Annotated in this window: 19 protein-coding genes and 1 pseudogene; 10 read left to right on the top strand and 10 right to left on the bottom strand. The window is 62.3% G+C overall.

What is annotated here, in order from left to right; genetic code table 11:
- Nucleotides 1–37 precede the first annotated feature (37 nt).
- Both H4I97_RS01485 and H4I97_RS01480 read right to left on the bottom strand, forming a co-directional pair.
- Nucleotides 38–1,183 carry an efflux RND transporter periplasmic adaptor subunit gene (locus H4I97_RS01485; protein WP_182306203.1) on the bottom strand — a complete coding sequence of 382 codons (1,146 nt, stop codon included), beginning with the start codon at nt 1,181–1,183 and terminating at the stop codon, nt 38–40.
- 52 nt (nt 1,184–1,235) lie between these two features.
- On the bottom strand, nt 1,236–1,844 hold the full coding sequence (locus H4I97_RS01480) for a TetR/AcrR family transcriptional regulator (protein ID WP_182306202.1): 609 nt from the start codon (nt 1,842–1,844) through the stop codon (nt 1,236–1,238).
- Nucleotides 1,845–2,048: 204 nt separating this feature from the next.
- Between H4I97_RS01480 and H4I97_RS01475 the strand changes: the two genes are divergently transcribed.
- Nucleotides 2,049–2,324, top strand: a complete 276-nt coding sequence (locus tag H4I97_RS01475; protein ID WP_182306201.1) for a hypothetical protein — start codon at nt 2,049–2,051, stop codon at nt 2,322–2,324.
- Entirely contained in the window at nt 2,296–2,907 is a 612-nt protein-coding gene (locus H4I97_RS01470) for a DNA-3-methyladenine glycosylase (RefSeq protein ID WP_182306200.1), read from the top strand. Before H4I97_RS01475 ends, H4I97_RS01470 begins: the two co-directional genes overlap by 29 nt.
- Nucleotides 2,908–2,923: 16 nt before the next feature.
- Here H4I97_RS01470 and H4I97_RS01465 read toward each other — a convergent pair whose 3' ends face one another.
- From H4I97_RS01465 to H4I97_RS01440, 6 genes are all read right to left on the bottom strand, one after another.
- Entirely contained in the window at nt 2,924–3,973 is a 1,050-nt protein-coding gene (locus H4I97_RS01465) for a PAS domain-containing protein (protein WP_182306199.1), read from the bottom strand.
- A gap of 383 nt (nt 3,974–4,356) precedes the next feature.
- Entirely contained in the window at nt 4,357–5,109 is a 753-nt protein-coding gene (locus H4I97_RS01460; protein ID WP_244658691.1) for a pseudouridine synthase, read from the bottom strand.
- Nucleotides 5,110–5,232: 123 nt separating this feature from the next.
- Nucleotides 5,233–6,048 (bottom strand): formylmethanofuran dehydrogenase subunit C, encoded by an 816-nt coding sequence (locus tag H4I97_RS01455; RefSeq protein ID WP_182306198.1) that lies wholly within the window; start codon nt 6,046–6,048, stop codon nt 5,233–5,235.
- Nucleotides 6,045–6,953, bottom strand: a complete 909-nt coding sequence (gene fhcD, locus H4I97_RS01450; RefSeq protein ID WP_182306197.1) for a formylmethanofuran--tetrahydromethanopterin N-formyltransferase — start codon at nt 6,951–6,953, stop codon at nt 6,045–6,047. The genes H4I97_RS01455 and fhcD overlap by 4 nt, the downstream gene beginning before the upstream one ends.
- Nucleotides 6,941–8,572, bottom strand: a complete 1,632-nt coding sequence (locus H4I97_RS01445) for a formylmethanofuran dehydrogenase subunit A (RefSeq protein WP_182306196.1) — start codon at nt 8,570–8,572, stop codon at nt 6,941–6,943. The genes fhcD and H4I97_RS01445 overlap by 13 nt, the downstream gene beginning before the upstream one ends.
- A complete protein-coding gene (locus tag H4I97_RS01440) occupies nt 8,566–9,252 on the bottom strand; it encodes a molybdopterin-binding domain-containing protein (RefSeq protein WP_182306195.1) in 687 nt (228 codons plus the stop codon). Before H4I97_RS01440 ends, H4I97_RS01445 begins: the two co-directional genes overlap by 7 nt.
- Nucleotides 9,253–9,369: 117 nt before the next feature.
- Here H4I97_RS01440 and H4I97_RS01435 point away from each other — a divergent pair, with 117 nt between their 5' ends.
- Nucleotides 9,370–9,576: a hypothetical protein gene (locus tag H4I97_RS01435; RefSeq protein ID WP_182306194.1), complete on the top strand. Its 207-nt coding sequence runs from the start codon at nt 9,370–9,372 to the stop codon at nt 9,574–9,576.
- A 178-nt stretch (nt 9,577–9,754) separates the two neighbouring features.
- Here H4I97_RS01435 and H4I97_RS01430 read toward each other — a convergent pair whose 3' ends face one another.
- Nucleotides 9,755–10,153 (bottom strand): 4a-hydroxytetrahydrobiopterin dehydratase, encoded by a 399-nt coding sequence (locus H4I97_RS01430; protein WP_182306193.1) that lies wholly within the window; start codon nt 10,151–10,153, stop codon nt 9,755–9,757.
- A gap of 103 nt (nt 10,154–10,256) precedes the next feature.
- Here H4I97_RS01430 and H4I97_RS01425 point away from each other — a divergent pair, with 103 nt between their 5' ends.
- The 7 genes and pseudogenes from H4I97_RS01425 (at nt 10,257) to fae (ending at nt 16,670) form a co-directional block, all read left to right on the top strand.
- A complete protein-coding gene (locus H4I97_RS01425; RefSeq protein ID WP_182306192.1) occupies nt 10,257–11,243 on the top strand; it encodes a beta-ribofuranosylaminobenzene 5'-phosphate synthase family protein in 987 nt (328 codons plus the stop codon).
- Between the two features lie 15 nt (nt 11,244–11,258).
- Complete coding sequence (locus H4I97_RS01420) at nt 11,259–12,152, top strand: NAD(P)-dependent methylenetetrahydromethanopterin dehydrogenase (RefSeq protein WP_182306191.1); 894 nt, start codon at nt 11,259–11,261, stop codon at nt 12,150–12,152.
- A complete protein-coding gene (locus H4I97_RS01415) occupies nt 12,130–13,260 on the top strand; it encodes an ATP-grasp domain-containing protein (RefSeq protein ID WP_182306190.1) in 1,131 nt (376 codons plus the stop codon). The genes H4I97_RS01420 and H4I97_RS01415 overlap by 23 nt, the downstream gene beginning before the upstream one ends.
- Nucleotides 13,257–14,216, top strand: a complete 960-nt coding sequence (gene mch, locus H4I97_RS01410; protein ID WP_182306189.1) for a methenyltetrahydromethanopterin cyclohydrolase — start codon at nt 13,257–13,259, stop codon at nt 14,214–14,216. The genes H4I97_RS01415 and mch overlap by 4 nt, the downstream gene beginning before the upstream one ends.
- Nucleotide 14,217: 1 nt before the next feature.
- A complete protein-coding gene (locus tag H4I97_RS01405) occupies nt 14,218–15,147 on the top strand; it encodes an ATP-grasp domain-containing protein (RefSeq protein WP_244658750.1) in 930 nt (309 codons plus the stop codon).
- A pseudogene (locus H4I97_RS01400) lies at nt 15,042–16,003 on the top strand (triphosphoribosyl-dephospho-CoA synthase). Before H4I97_RS01405 ends, H4I97_RS01400 begins: the two are co-directional and overlap by 106 nt.
- A gap of 160 nt (nt 16,004–16,163) precedes the next feature.
- On the top strand, nt 16,164–16,670 hold the full coding sequence (gene fae / locus H4I97_RS01395; protein WP_182307507.1) for a formaldehyde-activating enzyme: 507 nt from the start codon (nt 16,164–16,166) through the stop codon (nt 16,668–16,670).
- Nucleotides 16,671–16,791: 121 nt separating this feature from the next.
- Here the strand turns inward: fae and H4I97_RS01390 are convergent, their stop codons facing one another.
- The gene (locus H4I97_RS01390) at nt 16,792–17,517 is read right to left on the bottom strand and encodes a HisA/HisF-related TIM barrel protein (protein WP_182306188.1); all 726 of its coding nucleotides are present in this window, start codon (nt 17,515–17,517) and stop codon (nt 16,792–16,794) included.
- Between the last annotated feature and the right edge of the window lie 14 nt (nt 17,518–17,531).

The following is a 17,531-nucleotide window of genomic DNA, read 5'->3' as shown; positions in this document are numbered from 1 at the left end:
GGGAGCCCTCTGGTAGAGACATTTTCGGAAGCGGGCGTCAGCGCGCCACGGCGGCGGCCGGTGCGGCATTCACGGCCGTCTGCTGTGCATCGGCCGCGGAGACTTTCACTTTGAGGCCGTCACTCATGAACTGGGTGCCAGCCGAAACGACCATGTCACCGGGCGAAAGTCCCTCGTTCACCATCACGCCGTCATCAGAGAACTCGCCGAGCCGGACGGAGCGCGGACGGACGGTGCCGGCGTCCCGGTCGACCAGCCAGACCACGGGACCGCCATCCCTTTCTGCGAGCGCGCTCAGGGGAATGTCGAACCCTGCCGGCCCGCCCCCGACCCGTGCTTCCACGGTCGCGGTCATTCCCAGCAGCACGCGTTGGTCGTCAGGGATGCGGACTCGCACGGAAAAGGTTCGGGAGCGGGGATCGGCGCTGCCGGCGACTTCCCGGACGGTACCGTCCAGCACTGTACCTTGCTGCGACCAAAACCGAACCTTGACGGCGGCGCCCGCCGCGAAGTTCGCTATGTCGGTCTCCGGCACGGCAACCTGGACTTCCTTCTCTCCGTCCATCGCGATGGTCACGACTGGCGTACCCGAACCGACCACCTGACCGGGCTCACCATTGACCGCCGTGACGATGCCGGCCATGTCGGCGTGAAGCTTCGTATAGGCGACCTGGTTTTTTGCCTGTTCGAGAGCGGAAATGGCCGATTGCTCGGTCGACAGGGCCTGGTCGTAGGCGAGCGTGCGCTGATCGAGTTCCGATTTCGACGCAGCATTCTTCGCATAAAGGGTCTCGGCGCGCTCTTTGAACAGCCTGAGCGTGCCGACCTGTTTGGTAGCCGAGCGAAGGTCGGCCTCGGCACGGGTGACCGCAAGCTCGTAGTCCGCGGCGTCAAGTCGTGCCAGAATATCTCCCGGACGGACCCTGTCGCCGATGTCAACCGGGCGTTCGGTGATCTTGCCATTGACGCGGAAAGCGAGATTGATCGCGTAGCGAGCCTTGACCGCGCCCGAGTATTCCAGTCTGCGCCCCTTCTCGCTGGCCGCGACCTCGATCACCTTGACGGGGCGAACAACGGATTCGGCCTTGCTTTCCTGTTCGCTGCACCCGGAGGCCAACGCCGCGGTCGCCATCAGCGACAGGCCGATCAGCAGCCTACCTGCGACTCCTTTGACACTCGACATCACACTATGCTCCTGATTTGTCAGCTTGACGGGCTGGTGTTAGCGACCGGGTCTAGTTCTTCACCGCTTTCAGAGCGAACTCGATCAGCTCTTCAGCATTCGGGCGGTTCTGCTTCATCAGGCACTGGGTCACCATCTGCGGATGAACGATGACGGCAAGACAGGCACTGAAGCAACGACCGGAAGATTCAGGGTCCTGCGGCGCAAACTCGCCGGTCTCGATACCGTCCCTGATAATCGAGGTAATAACCTCGTCGAGGCGGGTGACGTGCGCGTCGATGACCGGCCACTCCTCCTCGATGGCGACAACCACCATCTCATGGACCTTCTCCTGATCGAGCATCGTCTCGACGGTCATGTTGTGCATCGCATGTCCGTACCGACGGAGCCTCTCCTCGGCAGTGACCGGCAAGCGCGCAATCGCCAGGGCCACCTCATAGCCCGCATCCAGCATCCGCTGCGCCAGCGCCTGGTGAATTTCGGTCTTCGATGAAAAAAACCGGTAGACGTTCGCCGGCGACATCCCGAGATCCTTCGCGATGTCCGCGACGTTGGTCTTGTAGTAGCCATAGTGGCGAAACAACCGCTCCGCCGCATCGAGGATACGCGTGACGTTTTCCTGCCTGGCGTTCTCTGCGGTATTGTCAGCAGCTTCGGACATCTTTCTTGCCATCTGGTTATTTGTGACGTTTTTCATTTTTCGTCAGTCGTAAGTCAAAACTCGACATTCGTCAACCACGAAAGCACAACCGCCCGGATGGAAAAAGATGTCGCCGCGCCTGGGGCATCGACGATGGCAGAGGAACCTCCTTGCCCAGACACCGTTGCTCGCGGTATCTCAGGTCATCGTTCAAGGAGAATGGGCATGCGAAGGACCATTGCCGTTTTGACCGCGGTCGTACTTTCATCCTGTACGGCGACGCCGCACCTCGGCGGTCCCCAACTGGAGCCTGTGCCGGGCAGCATCACCTATGGCGGACAGCCGCGCACGAAGTTGACCAAGGCACCCGTCGGCAGCACGTTCGAACACCGCTTCCAGGACCGCTTCGGGCGAACCGTCATCGAGGTCTACCGTATTGAACAGGACAGAAGCCTCACGATCGTCAGACGCTATGTCAGAGACATCTTCCCGGACTTCTGATCCGTTGTTGCCGCTGCATGGAAGTGCCCTCGACGGCTTCTTCGACCGCAGCGCCATCGATGTCGGACGGGATCTCATAGGGGCAACCCTTACGCTGGAAGGCGTCGGCGGCATCATAGTGGAAACGGAGGCCTACGAGCCGGACGATCCGGCCTCGCACAGCTTCGGCGGCCAGACACCGCGAAATCGTTCGATGTTCGGCGCGGCCGGGCACGTCTACGTTTACCGCTCCTATGGAATCCACTGGTGCCTCAACGTGGTCTGCCGGCCGGCGAGCGCCGTCCTGATCCGCGCAATCGAACCAGGGTGCGCCATTGAAGAGATGCAGATGCGGCGCGGTCGTACCGACCTCAGAACGCTTTGTTCGGGGCCCGGCCGTCTGTGCGAGGCGTTGGCGGTCACACGGGAACACGATGGCTTGCCACTCCTTTCGCCACCGTTCGGTTTTGCTCTGCCGACTGCGACCCCTCCTGTTGCAGTCGGCAGGCGAATAGGCATCACCAAGGCAACCGACCGCCCTTGGAGATTCGGGCTCGTCGGATCGCCCTTCGTGAGCCGAAAATTCGTCGATAAGCCGGCCTAAAACCTTCTGCAGCGCATCAGCCGGCAGGCTGCAGAAGGCGAACGACATTGCCGGAGCCGTCTGGTACGGGCGCATTCCGATGGAGAGCAAAAATGGCCTCCAGGTCGTAGGCCTCGCCGGCAACAAGCAAGCGTTTCGCGGAGATCACGACGGGAAGCGTTTTGCCATCACCTCTCCGAATCTCCGCAGTCTCGGAATCGTAGCCGCCCTGCTGCTGAAGCAGTTCGAGACGGCGTTTGCGTCCGGGGCTGTCGACGGCCACGCCACTTGCCAACATTTCGCGGCCGCTGAGGTCCGCCCAAGAACGCCCGGTCAGGTCCAGATAGGATTGATTTACGCTCATGAAACGGGAGCTTTGGTACCCCGTCGTGGATACAGAAAAGGCCACGGGCGCGGTGTCGAAGAGCGCCTCGTCGATGACCTTCTGCAGGCCCGCAGGAATACCCGGCTTTCCATTTTCTGGAATCGAGACCGCAGTTAGATAGTTCTTGCCACCGGCGAGCATAAACTCGTCTCTGAGTACGGCCACCATTCGCCAGGTATCCGCCTCCAGAAAAACCGACCTGCTCGATTCTCGGACGTCGGCTAGAGTCCGCGGCACAGAGCTGGCCGCGCGACATAAACGCATACGTTCAGCCGGTACTTCCGTCTTTAAGGCGCGGCAATTCAAGGCCTCGAGCGTCAGCTGCCGGGCGATCCGGTAGCCATCGTCGAGCAGATCGTAGCGGGCCTTGTTGGCACTGCCGCCGGGCACGGCGAACGGCATGTCGATCAGGTCCTGCAAGATGCGCCACACATCCTGTTCGCCGGCAGGCATCCAGGACCTTACCTTCCCGATCGCCGGCGCGCTGCGCACGATGGCGAAGGCTGTCGACGCCGGCAACCGGTCGCAGTCGGCCTCTTCGAGTATTCCCTCATTCAGTCGTGTCCCGGCAAGACGCAGGGGAGCTCCGTTGTCGTCCAGATAGAGCGAGACTTCAACAACGTCATCTGAGAGGTGCAACCAGGGATGATCCGCCCGAAACCGCGCGAGCGCATGCTTGTCCAAAACAATGACGGTATTCATTCCTGCCCAAACAGTCCGAAGAGTTTCGCCGCGGCAATAGATGGGGACGATCCGGCCGTAAACCAGCTCTCCACCTCTCTATTTACGAATACGCTACGAAAGAGAAAGCTGAAATTGGCCTTTTTGCGTATGCGAGAATCCGCCTCGTGATCTCGTTGTTCAATAAGCGGTTGTTTTAGATTTGAGATTCCGTCCCGCAATGCAGGATAACGAGGCTGCGACCTTTTTTGGTATGTCCCGCAAGACGCATGGCTTCCCAGAACGGAGAGCGTACCCGCGACGAATCTGCCGCATTTGTGTGCAGATCTGCGATCCAAAACTATTCTGAATCCCAAGATCGCAGAAGTCGAAGTCCTACCGGACGGTGGCGACCGTCACCGGCATCAAAATCCGGTGGCTTTCCGCAGGATGGCGATCTCGTCGGTGGTCAGGCGACGGACATCCCCCTTCGGCAAATCACCGAGTTCGATTTCGCCGATCGCCACGCGGACAAGGCGTAGGCACTCGACACCGATCGCCTCCAGCATCCGGCGGATCTGGCGATTTCGCCCTTCCTCGAGCGTCACTTTCAGCCAGGTGTTCTTTTCCCCCTGGCGGATGACCCGGACGGAAGCGGCACGCCATGTCTCCCCCTCCACCAGCACGCCAGTCTCCAGCTGCCTGGCTTGGCGGTCATCGAGGTGCCCGCCGACTTGCACGTGATAGACTTTCGGCACGTGGGTTGCAGGGTCGAGGAGCCTCTGGGCGAAAACCGTATCATTGGTAAACAACAGCAAGCCTTCGCTTGCCTTGTCGAGCCGCCCGACAGGGGAAAGAAAGCCGAACCCGGTACCTTCGAGACGAGAAAAGACAGTCTCCCGCCCCTCCGGATCATCCCTGGTGGTGACGAGGCCACGCGGCTTGTTCAGCATCACGTAGACCTTCTCCTCCGCCGCGACGGCACGCCCGTCGACTTCGATACGGTCCGAGCGGATGTCTACCCAGGTGTCAAAATCCGTAACGGGTTTCCCCGCGACCGAGATCCGCCCTTCCGCTAGCAACCTTTCCGCCTGGGTGCGGGAGCAATAGCCGAGCTTCGAGAGCGCGCGGGTGATCGTCACCCGGTTGCCTGTTCCGCCTTTTGCCGATCTTGCCACGAGTGGTCTTCCGCGCTGGTTCGAGGTTGTTCGGATCTACCGCCGTGACAGAGGATCACGACGACCAAAGGCCATTGATCGAACGAAGCGACAAGTCAAGCAGGAGGCTCGACTGCGGAAAGCTCATCGGCGGCGGCGAAACATGATCTCGCCCTTTCCGAACACGGCATTGTCGCCGCAAATGCGGGTCGGCGCGGTTCCCAGCAACGGCTTGTCGAGAATTTTTTCCGCAATCAGGAAACGGTCGAACAGGCCGGAGAACGCGATGTCCGCGTTGCCGCCGTCGACGAATGTCGGCGAAAGTACGTCCGGCCGCCGGTCGAGGAGCAACGAGCCACGTTTCATCAGATAACCGGGCATGGCACCGACCCGTCCCGTGACGACGATGGTTCCGGCGATCATGCCGAGGCCGAGATGATCGCCGCATCCCTTGAGCACCGCGATCAGTCCGCGCCGCATTTTCTCTCCGGCACGATGCCCGGCTTTGCCACGAACGACGATCGTCCCGCCACTGACACCCTGCAACTCACCGGCCAGCGGAGCACCGAGGCGATCCCCGGCATTGCCGGTCACCTCGATACGGCCGCCCGAGAGACCGGAACCGAGTTCCTCGCCCGCGCTGCCCTCGATGACCAGCGTACCGCCGCCCATTGCCCGTCCCGCCCTGAAACCGACGTCCCCGACGACCCGGATGCTGCCGGACGTCATGCCCGCTCCGACCTGATCGAAGCGCCGCGATCCTCCGTCAAAGACAAGGGACGATGCATCCTTGCCCGTTATCCTGAAGAGGTCGCCGACCTTGACGCCAGTCCGCGTCGTTCCGACCGGAAGGGCGGCGATATCCGACACCGGCTGACCTGCCAAACGATCCGGAACGAGCGCCGATAGATCGAGCCTTTCCCCGGGCTCCGCGAGAAGCCTAAACGTCAGCGGCTTCATGGCAGCAGCTCCCTGAGGTGGTAATGGAACTTGCCGAGCTTGCCGCCGTAATTGCCGGCGCTGATCCTGAGGGCCCCCTGTTTCGGTCCGAGTTTGACGACGGCCTTCAGTCCCGCACGCATCGCGTCCGAGACCGCATCGCTGGTCTCGCCGTCGATCACGATCTCCAGCACCGCATTGGTGCCGGGCTCGAGCGCCGTCTTCACAGCTCCCTTGAGCGTCGGCGCGAAGGCGTCGTTGGTCGACGCCATCATCCCCTTGTACTTACCGCCGACCTTCGAGCCGGAGCGCACGATCCCGCCCGGGAAGGGCATGATGACCCCCGGAACCTTCTCGATGGCGGCAACGGCGGTCTCGGCTGCCTTGAGCGCTCGCGCCCAGTCGGCGGCGAGAAGCAGCATGTTGCCGCCGCCCACGGCCTGCTTGGTCAGCCCCGTCGTCGCCTCACAGAGGAACTCTCCATCCATCACGGGGACACGCCAGTAATGCCTGCCGCCGAATTTCTTGGATATCTGCCAGCCGTCGCCGAAGTAGCGGAGTGCCGAACCGAGATCGAGTGGAGCACTGCCTTCCAGACCCGCAAAGCAGGCGCTGCCGGGCGAGGTCAGAACACATTGCCCCAGACGCGTTTTCAGCTGCTTCTGCAACTCGTCCGTTCCCATCGCGAACAGCATGACCCGGCAACCGGGGCGGCCGTCCGGCGTCTCGGTCTCGGACAGGTCCATGTCAATGCCCGCCTCGCATCCGCAGCCGATGACCGAGGTGGCAAAGCCGGTCATCGTGATCGCCGCCTGCCGGGCCCATTTGAGCGTCGGAGCGGTAATGATGATGGCGGTCGCCCGCATGCCGAAGGCCTCGGCAAACGTATCGTCGATAACGACTCCATTGCGGATCAGCTGTTGCATGGGACCTCCGCGAAGGCGTCGGCGCGGGAGATGGCCGTTTCCGGAAACGTAAACCAGTCGAGGCCGAGCCCGTAGCGGCTTTCGAAATAGTCGGCGAGGCGGCGGGTCATCGCCCTGTCCTGCGGCGGATCGAGCCGCAGTGCCTTGCCCCACCGATAGTGAGTTACGGTTCCGTCCTGAACCACGAGATCGCCGTTCTTGAAGACCAGCGCCGCCTCGCGGAACATCCGGGCGATGTCCTTGCCCCGCCTGTAGACCGCAACGTCGGCAACGGCGCCCGCACCGAGATGACCACGATCCTTGAGGCCGAGGAGCCTCGCCGGGGCGGCGCGGGTCATGATGGCAATCTCGTCGAACGTGTATTCACGCGTGATCGAAGAAAGCGTCGAGTGCCGCAACGCCGACTGGTTGAGCTTCTCCGATTGGATATCCCGCGCCTCGCGGCTCATCAGGAGTTCAAAAAGTTCCGGATAGGTGGTGAACGGCGCACCGTTCGGATGATCCGTAGTGAAGAACACGCGCCAGGGATCGTTGATCAGCAGGAAAAGTTCGAGCCCGATCGCCCATTGGAGCGAGCCGTAATAGTCCTGCTTGTAGCGGTAGGGCACGATCCCGCCACCGTTCGCATCTCCGTCATAGATGACGGACTTGCGCGGGCTCGCATGGCCGATGGCCGAGAATTGGCGAGTAACGTCCGAGGAGATCGTCACCGTCTGGCCGAACATGACCTGCCCGACATCGATCGTGACTTCGGGAGTTCCGTTGACGAGTTCGGCGAGCCGTGTCGCCTCGGAGGAGAAGCCACGTTTCCCCTCCGTCCCGTACCCATAGAACTGCAAGTGCGCGAGGTGGAGCCGTTCCCCCTCGGCGGCGCTGATGGTCTCCGCCGCCGTTGCGGCATTGCCGGGTATGCCGAGATTGTTTGCGTGAACGTGGAGCGGATGCGGAATGCCGAGACGGCCAACGGCAGCCTGCAGCGTCTTGACGATCCTGCGCGAGCTGACGCCATAGGCCGGCACAACATCGTCGAAGGAAAAAGCGCGAACGTTTTCCTTGAAAGCCGCCGCACCACCGGCATTGATCACCTTCACCCCCAGCGACCGTGAGGACGAGACGGTCCAGGCGACGTAATCGTCGACCATCGCCGCCGGCTCGTTGTCCCGGATCATCGAGAGGAGGAAATCGTCGTTGCCGAGGATCGCAAGCGTCGCTTTGTCGATGATCGGAATGTCGGAGAGTTCCAGGTGCGTGTGGAGCGCGTTGAGCGGGTTCATCGCCGGCTCGACCACCGTGGTGAAACCCATCTGCGCATAGAGCGTCCCGGTCCGGAAGGTCGACCAGCCGGCGTTCGAGAGCGGGGTGTGCAACGGGCGGGCCTGATGAGCGCGATGGTGCTCGGGCAGCAGCAGGCGCGCCGTGTTCACATTGCCGCCGCCGACATGGGAATGAATGTCGATTGCCCCGGCCATCACCACACAGCCGGAAACGTCGAAGGTCTTGTCGGCACGCCGGCCTTCCGGCCTCTCGACGATCAAGCCGTCGCGGATCCATACGTCCCGCCGTCGGCTCTCGCCGTTTACCGGGTCGACGACCTCTCCTCCCGCCAGTCGGATCAGCACGGCAGCGCCTCCCTTTCCGTCAGGGCATCCGCCAGTTCGCGAAGAACCGCAGAAAGAGGCGGACGATCGGAGGGCGCGGACGCGTTCACGGCCGACAGCGTTCCGATACGGCTGGAATAGAAGACGCCGTCATGGTCGATGCCGGCCCGTCCGATCTTGATGGTCACCGCAGCACCGGCGGCCGGGCGGTCGGTCGGCAGGAAGGCGACCAGCGGCAGGCCGCGTCGCTGTGCCGGCGGATCGCCGTCTCCGTCCATTACCAAGAGCTGCAAATCGGCTTCGCGCTCCGCGATCATTCGCCCGATATTGGCGAGCCGCGGATCATAGACTGGCTTGCCGGTACCGAATCCGGTCCTCGGCGGAAAGCCGGTCATCCAGACGGACGCGAGCAGCAGCCCCCAAGCCTTGTCGTCGGAAGGAAGAAAGAGGCTGGTGGCACGGCGGCTGCGATTGAGATCACTGACTAGTCCTTGCAGCATGGCAAGCGTGAAAATTCCCTGCTGCCGGCCGGAAAAAACAAAGACGGGAAAAGCAGCCTTTTGGAGCGCCGCAGCAAGTTCATCCAGCCCCTCGACGGTCCCGACGCTCTTCCTGCCGCCGAGGCCGGCACGTGCGGAGGCGAGAACGGCAGCGAGCGGTTGAGCGGACGCCTCGACCACGCTTGCCTTGACCCGCTTCAATACAGAGGAGATCTCGGATGCGGATTCCTCGCGTCTTGCGCCCGATATATGGAACCAGCGCCGCTTATGCGAAGGAGCAAGATCCGGGCGCACCTCATGCCAAGAGAGGAGCAATTCATGATGAGCGGCCGGAATTTCACCGACCAGTACGATCAGGTCCGCCCTGCGGCGCGTTTCGAGCGGGGTCGTGAAAAAGCCGCCATGATCGGTGAAGAGCGCCGCTTCTTCGGCGAGTTCGCTTCCGCGAACGTGATCGTAAGCCGCCCCGACCCGTTCGGCCAGCGCGATCACACTTCGACAACCATGAATATCCGAATCAACTGAAATAACCGGGCAGCGGCACGAAACCAGAAGCTTTGCCGTCTCCTGAATTGCGGCTGTCAATGAAACTGCCTGGTTGCCTATCCACGCAACCGACATACCCCACAACTTTCTGGTGCCGGTCTAGATTCTAGCCAATTCTCTGAGAAAGTGAACCCCCGCCCGAGATCAAAATCGCCGATCAGTCGTCGTACTTCAAGTAGGCAAACCGCTGATCCGTCCGCGGGGTACCTTCCAGGGCACTGCCTTCCCTGCCGGGTTGCCACTGCACGACTTCCTCGATTTTACGGGCGAGTTCGAAGTCCTTGTCGGTGATCCCCTTGGCCACGTGCGTCATCAGCTTGACCTCGACCCAGGCGTAGGAAGCCTTGAGGTCAGGGTGATGCCAGGCGGCTTCGGCCAGGTGGCCAACCGTGTTGATGACCATCAGCGTCGATTTCCAGCTGTGGGTCTTGTACTTGCGGCGCAGCCAGCCATCCTCGTAACGCCAGTGCGGCAGTTCACGCTTGAGCCTCTCGAGGATCTCGGCTTCGGAGTAGACGCGGTCCGCCTTGCCGGCGGCATCGGTGCGGTCGTTCATCGACATGGCCTCCCTCATTCTTTGATCACGCCGCTTGCGCTGCGACCAAAAGACGATATCATATCCACGGGCCCGATATTCTAGATTGTTAGAATTACATCAAATGTCGGACTCCGTCACCATTCAAGTCCCTGCACGCTTGCATCTCGGTTTCCTCGACATTCCGGGAAAGTCGAGCGGGCGTTTCGGCAGCATAGGCCTTCCGCTCGAGACGATCGCCACGGTGCTGACGGTCGCCAGGTCGCGTGAGACAAGCATCGAGGGCGAGGAGCAGGCGCGTATTCGCGCGCATCTCGCTAAGCTGAGCGCCCATCTCGGGATCGACAGTCATCACAAGGTCATCGTACACCGCACGATCCCGAGTCATTCTGGCCTCGGATCGGGAACGCAGCTCGCGCTGGCCATATCCGCCGCGTTGAGGACGCTGCATCAACTCCCGTTCGCCGTTCGCGACGACGCCGTCTTTCTCGGCCGCGGCACCCGTTCCGGTATAGGCATCGCAGCTTTCGATCGGGGCGGTCTGATCATCGACGCAGGCAAGGGGCAAGACGACCAGGCGCCCACCGTGATCTCGCGGATTCCGTTTCCGGAGAACTGGCGGATCATCCTCGTGTTCGACCATCACCATGAGGGCATCCACGGCGAGGCCGAGATCACCGCCTTCCGTGCCCTTCCACTGTTCGCCGAGACGAGTTCCTCGACCATCTGCCGCACGACATTGATGGCGCTGATGCCCTCCTTGCTGGAAGGTGATCTCGCGAGCTTCGGAAAGGCGGTCGAGACGATCCAGTACGAGATCGGCCGTTACTTCGCCCCCGCACAGGGTGGGCTGTTCACCAGCAAGGCGGTCGAAACCGCCGTCCGCAAGCTTGCGGTTCACGGTGCAGTCGGTATCGGACAAAGTTCCTGGGGACCGACCGGTTTTGCCTTCAGCGAGTCGCAGGAGGCAGCCGAACAGATCGTCGACGATGCCGGCATCGACCAGCCGGGCCTCAGCACTCGCATCGTGCCTGCACGAAATCTCGGTGCGAAAATCACCCAGACGGTGATGCCGCCGCAGTTCGGCTTGAGACAAGGGCGCTTTCACTGAGGAGGAACACGAACGTTGAGCCGCAAGACCATTCTCCACATGCTCACGCCGCTGAAGCAGATGAGCCCATTCGACGTCAACATAGCGCTCGATGCGGGATATGATCACGTCATCCCCTATACCGACGTAACGCTCGCCGACGTCGGCAATCTCGTGCAAGATGCCATCTTCTCGCGGCCGCCGGAGGCAGGCGTGGCAACGGGGATCTTTCTTGCCGGCAAGGACGCGGCGCTGGCGCTTGACATGCTCGACGCAGCAAGAAAGGCCATGGTCCCGCCGTTCGAGGTCTCGGTGTTCGCCGATCCCGCCGGCTCCTTCACGACAGCGGCCGCGATGGTGGCCAAGGTCGAGAAGGCGCTAACGAAACAACACGGCCGCGATCTCAAAGGCGCAAAGGTAGCGGTCTTCGGCGCGACCGGAGTCGTCGGCTACTGCACCGCCGTCATCGCGGCAAAGGAAGGCGCCGTTGTCACCATCATCGGCCATGACGGCGTCGAACGTGTCCGGCACATTGCGCGATCCATAAGGGAGCGCTTCGGGGTAGATGTCGAGGCCGTCGACGGCTCGAGCGAAGACGACAAGACGGCGATCCTCGCGACGGCGGAAATCCTATTGACCGCGGCAAAGGCGGGCGTACAGGTAATCTCGTCGAAACAAATGAGATCGGCCGAGACGCTCCTCGTTGCCGCGGACGTGAACGCCGTCCCGCCGGCAGGCATCGAAGGGCTCAAGGTCAATGCCAACGGCGAGCCCCTCGATGGACAGGCGGTTGGCATCGGTCCCCTCTCGATCGGCAACGTCAAGTACAAGACCCAAGCGGGTCTGTTCGCACGGATGATCTCCGCCGAAAAACCCGTCATCTTTGATTTCCAGGATGCATTCACCCTTGCTCGCAGTCTCGCCAAATAGCCCCGTGATCCTGGTGGTGGCGATTTCCGGACGGTCGCTCGCAACGGCGGCCCGCCGCGCAGGTTATCGCGTCCTCGTGGCCGATCTCTTCAACGACACGGACACCTGTCGCCTGGCCGAACGCGTGGCTATCCTGCCGGGCAGTTTGCAGGAGGGGATCGACGGAACGGAGATCGTGCCGAGCCTCCGGAACCTGGTCGGAGAGGACAGACCGGAGGCATTGGTCTACGGGTCTGGTTTCGAACGACGACCGGACCTTATCGACCTGCTCGCCAGCGCCTTCCCGGTCGCCGGCAACAGCACCGACACCGTCCGGCGGGTGAAGGACCCCTCGTCGCTTGCGTCGCTCTGCGCCGGGATCGGCATCCTCCACCCGGAAATACGCTTCGATGCCCCGGATGATCGGCAGGACTGGCTGACCAAGATTTCGGGCGGTGCAGGCGGCTCTCATGTGCGGCTGGCCACCTCTGCCGGACCCTTTCCGCCGGGCAGCTATTTCCAGCGGTATGTTGCCGGGATCGGCCTTTCCGCACTGTTCCTCGCAGACCGCGGTGGTGCATACATCGTCGGCTACAGCCGCCAGTGGCCCTCGCCCTCGATGGGCAGCCCTTTCCGCTACGGCGGCGCCGTTCGCCTCCCGCGTCTTCCGCGCGCAAAGGGGGCGAAGATCAGCCGCTGGCTGAATGATATCGTCGCCCGGACGGGGCTGGTCGGGCTCTGCAGCGCGGACTTCATCGACGGACCGGAAGGAACGTTTCTTCTGGAGATCAACCCGAGACCCGGTGCGACGCTCGACATTTTCGACGGAGATGACACGCCACTGCTGACCCAACATCTTCGCGCGGTGCGCGGCGAGCGTATCGACATCCCCCGTTACCGTGGCGCAATGGCGTCGGCGATCGCCTATGCCGCGCAGCCGATTCCGCGTTTTCCCGAGCTGGAATGGCCGCCGCTGACGGCAGACCATCAGCGCCCCGGCTCCGAGCTCGACGCGGGCGATCCGGTCTGCACCGTGCTGGCACGAGCCCACTCCGCTGCGGCGGCCACGAAGGCCGTCATGACGCGGATCAGCGAACTGGCACCTCATTGGGAGGAGATCACAGGATGAGGGACGGAGAAGCCTTCCTGAATAGAAGTGCGCAACAGGTCGTCGACCGGATGGTCGCCGAAGCGGGACGGCTCGGCATCAGCCACAGCCGCGGCAGCCTCGGAGAACACCTGATCGACGCTGGTGCACAAAGCCACGGCTCACTCGAGGCCGGGCTCCGCATGATCGATATCTGCATGGGCGGACTCGGCAGCACATCGGTAAGTCTCGACCGACATTCCTCGCGCTGGCCGCTTTCGATCGAGGTTCGCTCGTCCCAACCGGTCCTCGCCTGCCTTGCCAGCCAGTATGCCGGATGGCAACTGAGCCACGAGAAATATTTCGCCATGGGCTCGGGACCTGTGCGGGCGCTCGCCCGCGTCGAGCCGCTCTTCGATGAAATCGGCTACAGGGAACCAGCTACCGAAAGCTCGGTGGTCGTTCTGGAGACCGCAACGCCGCCGCCCGCCGCCATCGTCGAAAAGGTGGCCAGGGCCGCCGGGCTCGCGCCAGACCAGCTCACCTTCGTCTATGCGCCGACGCAGAGCATCGCCGGCTGCGTCCAGATCGTCGGCCGCGTACTGGAGGTGGCGCTGCACAAGGCACACGACCTGAAATTCCCGCTGGATGCCATCGTCGACGGCATCGGAAAGGCGCCGATCCCGGCACCGCATCCCGACTTCCTGAAGGCGATGGGGCGCACGAACGATGCAATCATCTATGGCGGCCTCGTCCAGCTGTTCGTCCGGGGTTCCGTAGCGGCTGCCCGCAATCTTGCCGAACATCTGACAAGTGACGGATCGAGAGACTACGGCCAGCCATTCTCGGAAATCTTTCGCAAGTTCAACGGCGACTTCTACGCCATAGACCCACACCTCTTCAGCCCGGCCGAAGTGATCGTCACGGCGATCGAGACCGGTGAAACCTTCCGCGCCGGCAAGGCGAATATCGACATGTTGGAGCAGTCCCTTGGCTGAAATGACACCGCCGGTCCTGCGGGACAAGATACTGATTACGTCCGACCGCACCGACAGCCAGGTGCAGCAGTTGAGCGCCGCGCTTGCCCGGCTCGGCATGGACGCCGTCTTCCTGCGGCTTGCCGATATCGCGTTCGATTCCCGCCACGTGTCCGGCATCGCCATTCCGGGATTCGACGGGGCCTTGCCGGCGGCGGTCATCGTCCGCTCGATCTCCTCCGGCAGTTTTGAAGCCGTCACGCGGCGCCTCGGGATCCTGCACGCGTTCAGCCATCTCGGCGTACCGGTGTGGAATTCGGCAAAGGCGATCGAGCGCTGCGTCGATAAGTCGACAACGACGTTCTTGATGGCTCGCGCGGGACTGCCCGTGCCGGAGACCTTCGCCGTGGAGACGATTGCCAACGCACGCGCCATTGCGGAACGGGAGCTTCCGAAGGGGCCGCTGGTCCTCAAACCGCTCTTCGGCTCCCAAGGCCGGGGCGTGCGGCTGATCGAAACGGTCGAGCAGTTGCCGGATGGCCTTGAAGTCGATGACGTCTATTACCTGCAGCGGTACGTGGCGCGGCCGGGCACGACCTTTTGCGACTACCGCGTCTTTACCTGCAACGGTACCGTCCTCGGCATGATCGTACGCCGTGCCGACGGCTGGGTCACCAATATCGCGAGAGGTGCGCATGCGGAGCCGGTAACGGGACCGCTTCGCCCTGCGCTGGAGTCACTGGCGCTATCGGCGGCTGCCGCGATCGGTACGGATTTTGCCGGCATCGACATCATCCCGGCGGCCGACGGCCGGCTCCAGCTTCTCGAGGTCAACAGCATGCCGGCATGGACGGGCCTGCAGTCAGTGATCCCCGTGCGGGTCGCAGACCACATAGCGGAAGCGCTGGTCGCGCATCTTTCGCCGGCAGAAGGCGAAAGGCCTGCCGCCTGATGCCGAAATCCGCCGAAATCGACGCAGCCTATCGCGAGGCCTGCCGGCTGGAGATCGAGGCGCTGAAGCCCGGCAACGTGCATCGCTTCGCCGATGGACACCGCATGTCGGCGCAACAGTTTCTGGACAGCGCCGAGGTCTCGGCGTCTGCAGTCTGCCATCCCGGGTGGCCGGTCGGGCGACGAATTCTGGACGCAATCCACGCGACGCGGGAAGTCGTCGGCACCAACACAAATCTCGGCATCGTCCTGCTGTGCGCGCCTCTCGCCAAGGCCGCAGAAGCCAGTGGAGACGACTTGCAGAGAGACTTGGCGGATGTGCTCGGATCAATGAACGGCGACGATGCGCGAGACGTCTTCCGGGCGATCACGCTCGCCAATCCCGGTGGGCTTGGCGAGGCGGAAAACGACGTCGCGGAACCGCCGCGAGTGCCACTCCTTGTCGCTATGCGGGAAGCCACTGACCGCGATCTGATCGCTCGGCAATACGTGAGCGACTTTGCCAACATCTTCTCAGGCGGACTTGCCGCCTACCGCACGGCCGAGAAAGGTGGAGAAACGGGCATGTGGCCTACCGTCTTTACCTATCTGCACTTCCTCTCGGAATTCCCGACAGCCATGTGGCCCGCAAGCATGGCACCGCAACGGCTGAGAACGTCCGTCTGGAAGCAACTTCGATTGCGGAAAAAACGCGCGCGATTTCCGATGAGATGAAGCGGCTCGAATTGCTTGTCGACTTCGACCGAAGGTTGAAGGCTGCAAGCGTCAACCCCGGCACATCGGCGGACCTGACCGTCGCGACAGTTTTCACCGCGAAGCTCAACTTCGTCTTGCATAATTCGCAGGTAAGTGCTTGAATTTCTCCGGCGGAAGATTGGGCTTCTGCTGCTATCTGGCCAACCGACCCGAGTACAAAGGGTGCTGTGAACAAGGATAGCTGTCCATCGAGCGTCGTGTCTCGAAGGTACGGCATCTTTGGACAAACCATTTTGGAACGGTACAGGGAGGTACATGGCCGTGGCAAAAATCAATAAAGTTCTGGTTGGCGAATCTCTTATTGGCGACGGTAACGAAGTCGCTCATATCGACCTTCTCATCGGCCCGCGCGGCAGTGCGGTCGAGTCTGCATTCTGCAATGCCCTGACGAACAACAAGGACGGATTTACCTCCCTCCTTGCAGTTATTGCGCCCAATCTGCCTTGCAAACCCAACACCGTGATGTTCAACAAGGTGACCATCAAGGGGGCCAAGCAGGCCGTCCAGATGTTCGGTCCCGCCCAGTATGGCGTCGCCAAGGCGGTACAGGACAGCGTCGCGGACGGCACCATTCCCGCGGACGAAGCAGACGACGTCTTCATCTGCGTCGGCGTATTCATCCACTGGGAAGCGGATGACGACGCCAAGATCCAGGACTTCAACTACAGGGCGACCAAGGAAGCCATCCAGCGTGCCGTTACCGGCAAACCGACGGCTGCCGAGGCGACCGCGCAACGCGATCAGGTCAAGCATCCCTTCGGTGCCTAGACACGAGACAACCCCGCACAGAGCACGCCCTCTGTGAATTCGGATGGCCTGTTGCGCCGGTTGGCTAAGATCTTCGGATTCTGAAACGTGGAAAGAGGGAGGTCTCCCTCTTTCCATTCTGTCATCCGTCCTCGACGACGACATCCATCCCGTCCATCATTCCGGCAATCACATCACGCGTCAGGGTACCGTCGTGAAGGGACGTGGCGACGAGCGCGGCCGCGATACCCATGTCCGAAAGTCGCCTCAGGTCTGCCGCGTCGCGTACGCCACCTGCGGCGACGACCTGCCGTCCACCCGCCCTCGCCTTGATCTCTGCAAGCCGGGCGAAATCCGGTCCCGTTCCAGAACCGACGCGGGCAAGCGTCATGACAATGATGCGGGAGGGCCAGAGGTCCGAGCGGGCAAGGACCTCGTCCGGTCCAGTGAACTGCTCGTCGCGGAAGTCGAGAGAGAGAATTGCGCGAGGATAGGCCGAGAAGTGGGCGAGGAAATGGGCGTCGGCAAGCGATTCCGACCCGACGACCGGCGCCACGCCAGGCAAGGCGTGCGCACGCGCAAGGCTTTCCGAACTCGGGAAGCCGGCGTCGAGCCAGACTCCCGGCGCCGGACGCAGATGCGCGAGACGAAGGGCAGCGCTGCAGTCTCCCGTACTGCCAGCGATCGCATCGAGATCAGCGACATAGAAGATGGGAAAGCGATAGACACTGCGTAAGCCATTCGCGACATCCTCGAGGACGGGACGAAGGCTCAACGGCGTTTCGATCGCGCGATACGCCTGTCGTTCGCCGCAGCGGGCATGGACAACGAGAGCATCTTTGATGTCGAGAACCGGAATGATAAGCACGAACGGAAACCCCA

The sequence above is a fragment of the Ciceribacter thiooxidans genome (assembly GCF_014126615.1).
Taxonomy (GTDB): Bacteria; Pseudomonadota; Alphaproteobacteria; order Rhizobiales; family Rhizobiaceae; genus Allorhizobium; species Allorhizobium thiooxidans.
This window is presented reverse-complemented; position numbering and strand designations above follow the sequence as displayed.